The 12,294-nt window shown below is 41.1% G+C and carries 10 protein-coding genes; 4 read left to right on the top strand and 6 right to left on the bottom strand.

Features of this window, described 5'->3' with window-relative positions; genetic code table 11:
- The first annotated feature begins 40 nt into the window (after positions 1-40).
- From DCCM_RS07540 to DCCM_RS07530, 3 genes are all read left to right on the top strand, one after another.
- On the top strand, positions 41-1,312 hold the full coding sequence (locus DCCM_RS07540) for a chromosomal replication initiator DnaA (RefSeq protein WP_104371812.1): 1,272 nt from the start codon (positions 41-43) through the stop codon (positions 1,310-1,312).
- 238 nt (positions 1,313-1,550) lie between these two features.
- Positions 1,551-3,350: an ATP-dependent nuclease gene (locus DCCM_RS07535; RefSeq protein ID WP_104371811.1), complete on the top strand. Its 1,800-nt coding sequence runs from the start codon at positions 1,551-1,553 to the stop codon at positions 3,348-3,350.
- A gap of 16 nt (positions 3,351-3,366) precedes the next feature.
- Positions 3,367-5,097 (top strand): UvrD-helicase domain-containing protein, encoded by a 1,731-nt coding sequence (locus tag DCCM_RS07530; RefSeq protein ID WP_104371810.1) that lies wholly within the window; start codon positions 3,367-3,369, stop codon positions 5,095-5,097.
- A gap of 122 nt (positions 5,098-5,219) precedes the next feature.
- Here the strand turns inward: DCCM_RS07530 and DCCM_RS07525 are convergent, their stop codons facing one another.
- The 5 genes from DCCM_RS07525 to DCCM_RS07505 form a co-directional block, all read right to left on the bottom strand.
- Positions 5,220-5,882: a B3/B4 domain-containing protein gene (locus tag DCCM_RS07525; protein WP_104371809.1), complete on the bottom strand. Its 663-nt coding sequence runs from the start codon at positions 5,880-5,882 to the stop codon at positions 5,220-5,222.
- Positions 5,883-5,973: 91 nt separating this feature from the next.
- A complete protein-coding gene (locus tag DCCM_RS07520) occupies positions 5,974-7,314 on the bottom strand; it encodes a hypothetical protein (protein WP_104371808.1) in 1,341 nt (446 codons plus the stop codon).
- The gene (locus tag DCCM_RS07515) at positions 7,307-7,861 is read right to left on the bottom strand and encodes a sigma-70 family RNA polymerase sigma factor (protein WP_231702697.1); all 555 of its coding nucleotides are present in this window, start codon (positions 7,859-7,861) and stop codon (positions 7,307-7,309) included. Before DCCM_RS07515 ends, DCCM_RS07520 begins: the two co-directional genes overlap by 8 nt.
- A gap of 188 nt (positions 7,862-8,049) precedes the next feature.
- Entirely contained in the window at positions 8,050-8,724 is a 675-nt protein-coding gene (locus tag DCCM_RS07510; protein WP_104371806.1) for a GntR family transcriptional regulator, read from the bottom strand.
- Between the two features lie 135 nt (positions 8,725-8,859).
- On the bottom strand, positions 8,860-10,230 hold the full coding sequence (locus tag DCCM_RS07505) for a hydroxymethylglutaryl-CoA lyase-like TIM-barrel protein (RefSeq protein ID WP_104371805.1): 1,371 nt from the start codon (positions 10,228-10,230) through the stop codon (positions 8,860-8,862).
- Between the two features lie 171 nt (positions 10,231-10,401).
- On the opposite strand from DCCM_RS07505, the gene dinB reads away from it, so the two are divergent.
- On the top strand, positions 10,402-11,547 hold the full coding sequence (gene dinB, locus DCCM_RS07500) for a DNA polymerase IV (RefSeq protein WP_104371804.1): 1,146 nt from the start codon (positions 10,402-10,404) through the stop codon (positions 11,545-11,547).
- Positions 11,548-11,693: 146 nt separating this feature from the next.
- Here dinB and DCCM_RS07495 read toward each other — a convergent pair whose 3' ends face one another.
- Positions 11,694-12,221 (bottom strand): gamma carbonic anhydrase family protein, encoded by a 528-nt coding sequence (locus DCCM_RS07495; RefSeq protein ID WP_104371803.1) that lies wholly within the window; start codon positions 12,219-12,221, stop codon positions 11,694-11,696.
- Positions 12,222-12,294 lie beyond the last annotated feature (73 nt).

Here is a 12,294-nt window from a genome sequence, read left to right as displayed (position 1 = left end):
TCTGCTCCGATTGCCATATTTCCTACTTCTCAATTAAATATTGGTTACCGGCAATGGCGCTGTTTCCTTTATCGCCAGTTTCCGTAAGCAGTCACAGTTTGACGGTCAACATTTTAAACGCATTGGTAATGTTGAATTTAATGTACATGAAATAAAAAGTATGGCAGCTTCACTTAATATTTCTCTTTCTCCCGAGGTAACAGGAAATGGTGAAAGCACTAAAGAGACTCAAACAACATCACAACAGTTAAAATACATTTCTTTCTCAGAAATGTCAGAGGTAATGACCCATTTTTTTGAAAGTATCAATGTAGATAGACTGTTTTTCCTAATTGATGAATGGTCAGAAATTCCTATCCAAATACAACCGCTATTGGCCGAATTATTAAAACGAGCTTTTATTACATTAAAGATAACCATAAAGATAGCTGCAATACCCAATCGAACTCGATTAATGTTAGATAACAGAACAGGTTTAGAAGATGGGGGGGATATTTTTGGCCATCAGTTGGATTATCGGTTTATATATGAACTTCATCCCGATGTTACAAAAAAGTTTTTTAATGAATTGTTATATAATCAGTTAAGTTTAATTAATAAGTCCCTATTTAAACCGTTTTTCGAACAATCACTCTCCCAACCAAACCAATCTTTTATAAATGTATTTTTAGCTAACCAAGCACTTCGAGAAATATTAATTGCGTCTGCGGGTATTCCAAGAGATTTTCTTAGCATTTTTATAAATGCATATACTAATTTTGTCAATAGAAATACTACCCAAAAGCATATGGCTTTGACTGATATACGAACAGCAACTGTGGCATGGTATGAAGTTGATAAGAAGAAAGCCGTTGAATCTAACCAAAATGCTAAAATTATGTTAGATAAAATTATTAAAGAAATAATTCTTGATAAGAAAAGCTGTCATTTTTTGATTCCAGAAAAATACGAAACAAATACTATTTTAAATGATTTAATAGATTTACGAATTATACACCTTAGAAAACGTGGAATTTCACACAAAGGAAACAAAGGCGTTCCATATAACGTGTATTATTTAGACTATGCCTGTTACACAAGCTCCAATGTTTATCATAACAAGATAAACAGTAATCTCTTAAATGATATTGAAACCGTTGATGATTTTCGTGAAATTAGAAGAATTTCTCTTGAGGAAAAATTCTTTGATAGCCTTAATGCAGAATTAGGGAATAGTTTTAGATGTTCACATTGCAATATGATGGTAGACATAACGCATGCTGCTTACATTAAACAGAAAATATGCAACCATTGTTATGAAAAAGTGGAATAACGATTAGATACATTATAAACTTTCCATTATCCATATACCCGTTAGGCTTAAAATGTAGTTGGCACATCCGTATTGATAATACAGGCGTTATGAATTAAAATTTTCTGCGCATCCAAACCTCCAGTAATTTCTTAAAATGAGCAATGTCTTAATATGAATTTGTGTAAATCAGTATAGTGTTTATAGCCTATTAGATCCCCTACGTTACCAGATAAATTGATTTTCGGGAGGAAGATCAATGAAGATTGTTAAGATGCAGATTAATAATTTCAGAGGAATAAAAGAAAGCCATCTGTTTTTCCCTGGACATACTGTACTGGTTGGGGATAATAACACAGGAAAATCTACAGTATTAGAAGCCATAGACCTAGTTCTTGGGCCTGAACGATTGTCCCGACGACCAATAATTGATGAACACGATTTTTATGCAGGCCAATATTTAGATAACGAGGAAAATACAATTGGAATTTTTATTGAGGCAATCATTATTGATCTTAGCATTGAACAACAGAGGCATTTCCGTAACCACCTTGAATGGTGGGACACTGTTATAGGTTTATTAATCGAGGGGCCTCCACCTGAAGCAACGGATAGAGACGGTGTAGTTGCTGCTCTACGACTTGGGTTCAAAGGTAATTATGACGTTGAAGAAGATGATTTTACTGGGGCCACTTTTTTTATGTCACCTAAAAAGGAAGATGGAACATATGATACTTTTAGCACAAGGGATAAACGACTTTGTGGCTTCCTATATCTTCGTACGCTTCGTACCGGCACTCGTGCTTTAAGTTTGGAGAGAGGATCGTTATTAGACATTATATTAAGGTTAAAAGAACTGCGACCACAAATGTGGGAAAATGTATTAGAGCAACTACGCAGTGTGTCAGTTGCTAGCGATCCGGATATTGGTATTTCTGATGTTTTGGAATCCGTTCAGACGGCAGTTCGCTCGCTAGTTCCTATCGAGTGTGCGGATGCACCTACAATGCGTGTTTCACAGCTAACTCGAGAGCATCTAAGAAAAATACTCACCGTATTTTTAGGAACAGGTTCGCTTCGCGATGATGGTGCTGAATACGCCGCCCCTTTTCATCACCAAGGAACAGGTACGATCAATACATTAGTTCTTTCGTTGCTTTCCATGATTGCTGAACTAAAGCAAAATGTTATCTTTGCTATGGAGGAGCCTGAAATAGCTATACCTCCACATACCCAGAAACGCATAATAAACAGCATAATTGCCAAATCAGCACAAGCAATTTTCACCTCACATTCGCCTTATGTTTTAGAGGAGTTTGATCCATCGCATATTGTTGTTGTTAATCGAAACAATGGCATATTAACTGGAACTCCTGCTCAATACCCGCCTTCAGTAAAGCAGAAAATGTACCGAGAAGAAGTCAAGAGACGATTTTGCGAATCATTATTAGCACGCCGTGTTTTAATAGCTGAAGGAAGAACCGAATATGATGCTTTTCCTGTTGCAGCAAGAAGATTACATGTACTACTTCCTAATGAATACACTTCACTTGAAGGTCTGGGAATTGCCATAATAAATGCGGAGACCGATTCACAAGTAGCATCGCTGGGGGAATATTTCAACAAATTGGGTAAGACGGTATTTGCTGTTTTTGATAAACAAATCGAAAAATCCAGAGATAACATAATTGGGGTTATTGACTATGCATTTGAGGCTTCAGAAAAAGGATTCGAAAATATTGTGGTAAACGGCTCTAGTGAAACAGCATTACGGCGATATGCAGTTTTTCTTGCTAATAACAATGAATGGCCCGCACATCTCGATGCAATAAAGCCAACGTCAGAAATGACAATAGAAGATTTAAAAACATCATTAAAAAGCTATTTCAAATGGTCAAAAGGTTCCGGTACAGCAGCAGATTTTCTCAATCAATGTACAGAAAATGAAATGCCCGGTTATATTGTTAAAGTGCTAAAAGAAATCCGTAGCATATCAGCCCCAACAAATCAACTAGAAATGATAGATGAGGCTGCTGAAGAATTAGCAGTTACAGAATAGAAAAAGGTGCCAAATTATGTTTAATATTTCCGACGAAAAACGAAAAGTATTAGATACAACGGGTAATCTTCTTGTGATAGGTGGCCCCGGTTCAGGAAAAACTACTATCGCACTATTGAAAGCAAGGCATATAATAGAATCTGGAGTACTTCAAAATGAGCAGCGTGTTCTTTTTTTAAGTTTTGCTCGATCCACAATATCGCGTGTAGAACAACATGCTAACATTGTGCTTTCCAAGTCCATATTTAACCGCTTAGAGATTAATACTTATCATAGCTTCACTTGGGCCATACTAAAAAGTCATGGTTATTTATTATGTTCTAAACAACTTCGACTCTTGCCTCCACATGAAGCGTCAGCTAGATTAGCAGATTATGATAAAGATGTCGATAAAAAACTGGAAATAAACAGACTATTTAAAGAAGAAGGCTTAGTACATTTTGATCTATTTGCTCGCATGTGCGCAAAACTTCTTGCTAAAAGCAATTCACTTTCGATACTCATTTCGGAAACCTATCCTACTATTATTTTAGATGAGTTTCAAGACACGAATGCAGATGAATGGGCATTTATAACTCAACTCGGTAAAAAAAGTAATTTAATTGTTTTGGCAGACGCTGAACAACGCATTTACGATTTTAGAGGGGCTGATCCTGCTAGGATTGGTCAGTTTATTGCTACGTTTCATCCTACAACATTTGATTTTGGTAATGAAAATAACCGTAGTAATGGTACTGATATCGTCCAATTTGGAAATGATTTGCTAACAGGTGAAAATAGGCACAAAAAGTATAAAAATGTTCAGTTCGTATATTATCCAATTCGCAAAGGAAGCGCTCAGCTTATTTTATTAAAAAGTGCTATTATAAAAGCTTGTGAGAGGTTAAAATGTGAAGATAAACAAGAATGGTCAATAGCAGTGCTACTACCGTCAAATAGTTTGATGTTGGCAGTTTCAGATTTTCTTGAAAGAACTCAAAGGTTTACAAATGGAGCAATCCTACCTCACATCCGCCACGAAGTTGCAATCGAAACAGCCGGCCCCTCTATAGCTGCAGTACTTATCGCACGCTTGATTGAACATGGCTCAACAAAACAATGTAAGCTCAATCAATTACTTATTGATTTATGCGAACATATTAGGGGACGACGCGGGGATAAACCTCCTAGTAAAAGTGATCTCGCCATATCAGAGTCACTTGTCGGGTATATAAAAACTGGAAAAATACGCGGCACGAAAAGGCAAGCAATTATTGATGAATGCAATGCAATCATAAATAATTGCAATAGTCTTGAATATACAGGAGAAGTTGCGTCTGATTGGATAAAAGTTAGAGAGCTTCTCTTAGATGCTTCATCAGATTGCATTAAGCAAGTCAAACTAGACGCAAACTATTTACGCTTGTTACATAGGGGATCAATTTTAAACTCCAGTCTAAGCGAAATCTGGCGTCGATACGACAATTATATTGGAGCAGCTGATGCTGTTAAAAATGCTTTAACTCAAGAGCATTTCGCCACCTCTACAAAAACATGGACTGGTGTCAATGTAATGACAATACACAAAGCCAAAGGGAAAGAATTTGATGAAGTTATTATCTATGAAGGATCTTTCCCTGGACAAAGGTTTGTTTATAACGAAGGTAAAACAGAGCAAGCGCGTCTAAATCTGCGTGTGGCTGTTACTCGTGCAAAAAGGAATGCTATAATTTTTACTCCGCAAGTGAATAGTTGTAGTTTATTGTAATGGTTTATTTACTGTAGTCTTTATAATCCGTTACTTTAACGTATTTAACTTTCAATTTTCCATTTAATCTAAATACAGGAAATCCTCGGGATAGAAAACCCAAAGATCTCCTGATGGTCAGATTATTGAACTATTTTAGTTTGGACCTCTTGCCCATAGGCATACTTTTCCAATAACTCTCCAGCATATTGTAAATATTCTTCCATATTCTTTATACCGCTAAAGGAAAAAATACACATTATGATTTCCTTAGCATCACTTCTAATCATTGCTCTTTCAGAATCACTTGTGGGGCTTCCAAAACCGCCCCTGGCATCCGTTAACACGGGGAGATTTTGGATACTTATAAGTTCTTTGCCAATACCTTTATATTGTTCACCTGTTTTTCCTGCCATTAATGAAATAGGCTGATGTAAGTTTTTAACATTGTAGGAACCGACAGGAAACTTGGATTTTAATGATATCAAATTATTGATGTCTACGATATTGTTAACTTTGTAAACGCCTTTTCCCTGTAACACCCTCCGCAGTAACGCTTCTGAAGATAACCTGTACTTGCTGGGCGCTTTCCCCAACTTTTTATATACTTCTCTTCCATCTTGGATCGTTGATATGGCGGCTATTTCTTCTAGCTGTACTTCTTTTCTCAAGACATCGCAATAATCATTAATTTCTTTCCATAGCTCATCACTACTATTTTCCACCTGTACCTGGGCTTGAATACAGCCTATGGTAATTTCTGGACAAACAATCTTTAATTCTTGACAGATTAAAATGTCTAGCATCTTCTACTCAGTCTCCTTCATATTTTACGGTAAATGCCCGGGACTCCAATGAAGAGAGGCCCGGGCATCTTCTTCCATCCTTTATTATGATTTATTTCATGTTGATTGTCCAATCTCCGTTGATAACGAATTCAGGCCAGGAAATTTCAATATCAGCGGTGTCGACATCCTTATTAAATTCCATTGTCATAACCGCTTTGTCCCCATTGAACTCGGACAAAATCTTTTTGACATTCTTGCTGAATACCATGAAGGATTTGACACTGACGTTTTTATCCGCGCCTGTATTGAGGTTAAATTCCACCACCGCCGCAGTCGGCGATACACGTTTTATACTCTTGACAACCACACTTTGCGCGGAAAGGTCAATTTGCCTATTGATATTCACCTCACCGGCTGTCGGGATATTGAGGGTAAAGCTATCCATTGTCTTATGGTAGGAGGCGGTTAACGCGGGTAGCTTCAGTGTAAACTCGCTGCCCTTTGGCGCGTTCGTCTCAAAAGTCGTTACCGGAGCCACCTTGGCATCCGCTGGTATTTCCAACCTGTACTTATTGCCCGCGGTATCAGAAAGATAAATATCATCGGTTCTGCTACGTGTGGAAGAACTCAGCATTCCGTTGTCCGTGTTTTCAAACGTCAATTTGAATATTTGGTCCGCCGGCTTTCCAAAAGCGCTGAGCTTCATATCCTTATCCTTGAATGAAGCAATTAATTGTACGCCTATTTTGCCATTGTTCTCAATGCTATTCGCTCCCACATTCACTTTGTCAGTTTTATGCGGGCTGGAACCGGCATAAAGTTTTTGAGTTCCATCAAGGCTCTTTGCCTTATCCAGGGTAACCGGGTATACTTTTCCGTGAATTGTCATATCGAAGGCCCCGAAAGGCTTGATGCTGTAATTGTTTTCTTTGCCGTTCATCAAACTGAAGCTATATTTATTGTTGCCATCCTCAGAATATCCGCCCATGATGTACAAGGCATCCGGATCTTCTTCCGGAACAATCTTCATATCCTTCAGCACATCTATCCCCAGTTTTGAAGTTATCTCCATGTCAAGTCTGCCGTCACTGACCATAAAGCTGTCGATTGAAATATTGTCATCCAGCTTAAGGCTGTTTTTCAGGTAATAGGCGTTTCCATCCACCATTGTTGAATATACCGGTGTCTTATTAAAAAAACTCTTGATTACATCCGAGATTTCGCCTGCATACACTGTATTTATAAATATAAAGCATGCGCACACCGCCGCCACATAGGGCAGATGTTTTCGAAATTTTGTCCTCCTATTATGTTGGGCAAGCTTTTTGTGTGCTTTTCGATTTATCGATTCCATATTAAATTCGACCCCATCCATAAGCTTGTCGATCTCCTTCTCAATCAGATCATCATCAAGATTGCCCAGCATCGCGATCATTTTTTCTTCATTCATACTGCAAACTCTCCTTTATGATCTTTCTTCCCCGCAGCAATCTGTTATCGACGGCGGCCCGGGACAAATTGAAGGCTCTCGCCAAATCGCTGATTTTTTCGCCCATCAGGAATCTTCTGACAAATAGCTCCCGATCGGTTTTTTGAAAGGAATTGATTATTTTCATCACTTGTTCCTGATCCTTTCTCAGGAAAAACTGTTTTTCAATATCAATGTCATCCTTAATCTCAATATCTTCAATATTCACAATATTGTTCTTTTTGTTTTGCCGCCTGTATGCCAGTGCCTTGTACTTGGTCAATATCAGCAGCCATGTCCGGAAATTTGCCTTCGTTTCATCAAATTCGGCAATTTTGATCCAAGCGTCCAAAAAAACATCAGCTACACATTCCTCGATATCCTCCTTCGGATGCGCCGCCGACAGAATATTGTACGCCAGGTAATATATCATTTTCGTGTAGGTATTGATCATATGCTCATAGGCAACCATATCCTTATTTTTTATTCTCCTGACAAGCTCTGCCTGTGAATATTCCAAAGCCTCCACCTCCCTCCTGATTCCTTTCATGTATTACTATGCATCAAAAGCAGCGTTTCTCTCAAAGAATATCTTAGGGACGTGACCATAAAAGGAAAACACTGCTACAAATTTGCAGCAGTGCGGGTAAAGAGCATAGGCGCAATGTTGGTTAACCACTGCGCCAGCAGTTTAGTGCTATTCATATCACCGAAGCCCTAAATACCTTTTTCCAATTGCTTGAGCAAATTATCTCCGGCTTTCTTTACATGCTGATAGGTCAATTTCTCGGACTCATTTGCATTGTGCTCAACTATTGCCTGAAAGATAGCCATATGCTCTTCCAATGCCTTCTGCGCCCTGCCGGGGGTCTGGAAAGATGTACTCCTTGCTTTCTGCACGTAATGATGAAAGGTTCCCAGGGTATGTATAAGGGGCTTACTCTTTGACGCGTTATAGATTATGCTGTGAAACCTGGAGTCGGCCTTTAGCAGGCGGGGTACGTCATTCTTCTCCGTATATAATCTCATTAAATCTATAACTTCTTCCAGTTCCTGAATTTCAGATACGGTTATCTTTTCGGCAGCCCAGCGCGAGGCAAGACCTTCAATAAGCATCCTTATGGTATAAATATCTTTTATATCCTGGGCTGAAACCCCGGATACAACCGCGCCTTTATTGGGGATAATCTTGACAAGTCCTTCCTGCTCAAGCTGGCGGATTGCCTCACGCACCGGGGTTCTGCTGACACCAAACTTCTCGCACAGTCTGGATTCGACAAGCCATTCCCCCTGGGGGTATTTGCCGTTTAATATATTGTTCTGCAATATTTCAAACATTTTGTTGGTTAGAGAATTGCCCGAAATTTGCTGCAGGGTATTGTTATCGTCCATAAAACATCTCCCTTTGTAATATTTTATTAATTCCCGTCTCAGTAGACTTGCCTGCTGCCCCTCTCTCCTCTCAAGAAAGGGAGAATTAGTAAAGTGGGACGATATAATCCAACGCAACCCCATATCTGTCCATTATTAACCGAACAACTCCGGCAGCATCTCCCTGGCCACCTCCAGCAGTTCCTCATTATATATTACAGTGCTCCTGCCCGATTCATACTGCTTATCAACCCATTCCTTGAGCGTTGCGACCCTGGGGTCCTTTTTATCCAGTTTATTTTCATTTTTCAACCCAAGCAGGTTATTCATACAATGGGCGATGCCGGCCAAACCGGAATGGGAGTTGACAACAACTTTTGCCGGCGTATCAAGAACCTTCTCGGCATCAAAAATTGTATATATTTCCTGATCCTTTAAAAGACCGTCGGCATGAATCCCGGCTTGTGTCAAATTGAAGTGGCTTCCCACGAAGGGGGTCATGGGCGGTATTCTGTACTTCATTTCCTTCTCAAAGTAATCCGCTATTTCTGTAATCACGGTGGTATCCATTCCATCTGTTGAACCTCTCAAAGAAGCGTATTCAATCACCACTGCTTCCAGCGGGCAATTGCCTGTTCTTTCTCCTATGCCCAGGAGTGAGCAGTTGACCGAAGAGGCTCCATAAAGCCACGCGGTTACGGAATTTACCACAGCCTTATGGAAGTCGTTGTGACCGTGCCACTCAAGAAGTTCGCCGGGGAATCCGGCATGATGAGTGAGGCCGTAGATTATTCCCGGAACACTTCTTGGAAGTGCAACTCCAGGGTAGGGAACCCCAAGGCCCAGGGTATCGCATGCACGGATTTTAATGGGTACGCCTGTTTCCTCCATCAGTTTCCGAAGCTCAAGTGCAAAAGGCACCACAAACCCATAGAAGTCGGCCCTGGTGATGTCTTCAAAATGGCATCTTGGTTTTATGCCTATTTCTATAGCATCCTTAATTATTCCCAGGTACATGTCAAGGGCCTCTTTCCTGGTCTTGTTCAATTTTTTGAATATATGGTAATCCGAACAGCTTACCAGGATGCCGGTTTCCTTCATGCCCATGTCCTTGGCAAGCTTGAAGTCGGCTTTAGTGGCTCTTATCCAGCTTGTAACCTCGGGGTACTTGTAGTTTTTCTCCAGACACTTGTAAACTGCCTGCTTATCTTTGTCACTGTAAAGGAAAAATTCACATTGACGAATTATGCCGTTCGGCCCGCCCAATTTATGCAACAGGTCGTAAAGGTCGGTTATTTGCTTCACCGTATACGGCGGCCTTGACTGCTGGCCGTCCCGAAAGGTTGTATCGGTAATCCATATTTCGTCGGCAGGAAACATGGGAACTCTCCTATGGTTGAAGGTTACCATTGGTATTTGATCATAGGGGTATATCTCGCGGTAAAGATTTGGCTCCGGTGTGTCCTGAAGATTATATTGGTAAAGGTCTTGTTCCAGGGTATTGGTTTTTTTGCTGAAGACAATCATGGGGAATGACCTCCTTAGAAAGAATATCCTTGTATAATTGTATACAAATATACAGGACATGCCAAGGAGATAATTAAAAATAAATTATAAATTTTGCGAGGTATCCCTTAAAATATTGTTTAGGATGTTGCCCGTATCGGTATTTTAAAAATTTTGTATGGGGGGGTCAGTATGGCTATTATCCACGTTGACATGGACGCTTTTTTCGCTTCCGTTGAGCAGAGGGATAATCCGGAACTGCGAGGCAGACCGGTAGCCGTGGGCGGCAGGCCGGAAAGCAGGGGTGTGGTGGCCGCCGCTTCCTATGAGGCGCGCGGGTTCGGTGTGTATTCGGCGATGCCCATGGCCACCGCGGTTAAACTGTGCCCCGGGCTGGTTATTGTTCCAACCAATCATAAAAGGTATAAGGAAGTTTCTGAAGTCATAATGGAGATTTTTCATTCATATACGCCCCTGGTTGAACCTCTTTCATTGGACGAGGCGTTTCTTGACGTGAGAGGAAGTGAAAATTTATTCGGGCCGCCGGAACTTATCGGAACGGAAATTCAGCGGCGCATCGGAGAAGAGCTTCAATTATCCGCCTCGGTGGGTATTGGCCCCAACAAGTTTGTTGCCAAGCTGGCCTCGGATTACCAAAAACCGGCTGGGTTCACGGTGATCCCGCAGGAGAAAGTCCTGGAATTTCTTGCAGCGCTGCCGGTGGAAAAGATGTGGGGCACCGGCTTAAAAACGGCGGACAAGTTAAAAAGTATCGGGGTATATACTATTGGTCAGTTAAGGGAACTTTCTCAAAGCTTTTTGGAAGAGAGTTTCGGAAAATACGGCACGGTACTTTATGATTTTGCCCGGGGCAGGGACACCAGGCCTGTTGAACCAAACCGCGAGGTCAAGTCGGTGGGCAGGGAAATCACTTTTGCCGAGGACATCCGGGACATGGCCAAACTGCGGCAAACACTCCGCTGGCTAGCGGAGAAAGTGGGACGCAGTTTGCGCCGTGATAATACAAAGTGCGGTTCAGTGACGCTTAAGTTTAAATACCCGGACCATAAATTAGTGACCCGGACGGAAGGCTTGCAGCCAACAAATCTTACCGGCGCCATTTACGCGACGGCAGTCCGTTTGCTGGACAAACACTGCAAACCTCCGGTCAGGTTGATTGGTGTGAGCTGCGGCAAGTTAACAAGGGAACAGGTAATTACCTTATTCCAGGATGAACAGCAGGTCAAAGAGGAAAGGATTACAATGGCCCTGGATAAATTAAAAGACCGCTACGGTGAAGAGGTTGTCAAAGTGGCCAGTTTGCTTGAGAAGCAATAGTATTGATGTCAAAAATGGCTGCCGGTATATCCCACGGCCTGCGTCCCCCTATTTCCTTCAATAAAAATACGGCTATGGTGAACTGAACGATAAAAGCGCCCCGCAGCTGCAAAAAAAGGAATTCCCGGATAATCCGTGGGGAGCTGTCAAAGCTCTATTCTATGCATACCGATTTTCAGGTATTTTGCGGCCAGGTCAATATAAATATTTTTTCCATAGCTCCACAACTCCGTATCCCTTTCTTCCACTTCGCGCACAACCCTGGCTGGATTACCCGCCACTACCACCTTGTCAGGGATTTCCTGATTCATCTTAACCACCGCTCCCTCCGCCACAATAGCCCAGGAGCCGATTTTGGACCGTATGCTGGCAACTGCGCCCATGCCAATTACAGCCATATCACCTATGGACTGGGAATGAATTATGGCCCCATGGCCAAAGGTTACTTTCTCCCCTACTTTACACACCTCGTTTGGCGGAGCGTGCATGATAACTCCCTCTTCCACGGCGGTTTTTGAACCGATCTCTATCCTGCCATAATCGCCTCGTAAAATAGCTCCATGACCGATGTAACAGTTGTCTCCTATTACAACATCCCCGATTATCAAGGCTGTCTCACTGACATAAGTATCTTTGCCGATAACCGGTTTTTTTCCATCAAAAGAATAGAACATTATGCCATCCTCCAATCAAAATTTTCACTTCCACAAAGTATAAAATTTCCAACACATAAATTATACTATAAAT

It is taken from the genome of Desulfocucumis palustris (assembly GCF_002933875.1).
Classification (GTDB): Bacteria; Bacillota; Desulfotomaculia; order Desulfotomaculales; family Desulfocucumaceae; genus Desulfocucumis; species Desulfocucumis palustris.
Note: the sequence above shows the minus strand (reverse complement) of the source record. Positions and strands in the feature narration are given on the sequence as shown.

Bases quoted from the DNA above. Each gene is read 5' to 3' on its own strand.
- DCCM_RS07535 (WP_104371811.1), top strand. From the start codon at position 1,551: ATGAAGATTGTTAAGATGCAGATTAATAATTTCAGAGGAATAAAAGAA.
- DCCM_RS07530 (WP_104371810.1), top strand. From the start codon at position 3,367: ATGTTTAATATTTCCGACGAAAAACGAAAAGTATTAGATACAACGGGT.
- DCCM_RS07525 (WP_104371809.1), bottom strand. From the start codon at position 5,882: ATGCTAGACATTTTAATCTGTCAAGAATTAAAGATTGTTTGTCCAGAA.
- DCCM_RS07520 (WP_104371808.1), bottom strand. From the start codon at position 7,314: ATGAATGAAGAAAAAATGATCGCGATGCTGGGCAATCTTGATGATGAT.
- DCCM_RS07510 (WP_104371806.1), bottom strand. From the start codon at position 8,724: ATGGACGATAACAATACCCTGCAGCAAATTTCGGGCAATTCTCTAACC.
- DCCM_RS07505 (WP_104371805.1), bottom strand. From the start codon at position 10,230: ATGATTGTCTTCAGCAAAAAAACCAATACCCTGGAACAAGACCTTTAC.
- dinB (WP_104371804.1), top strand. From the start codon at position 10,402: ATGGCTATTATCCACGTTGACATGGACGCTTTTTTCGCTTCCGTTGAG.
- DCCM_RS07495 (WP_104371803.1), bottom strand. From the start codon at position 12,221: ATGTTCTATTCTTTTGATGGAAAAAAACCGGTTATCGGCAAAGATACT.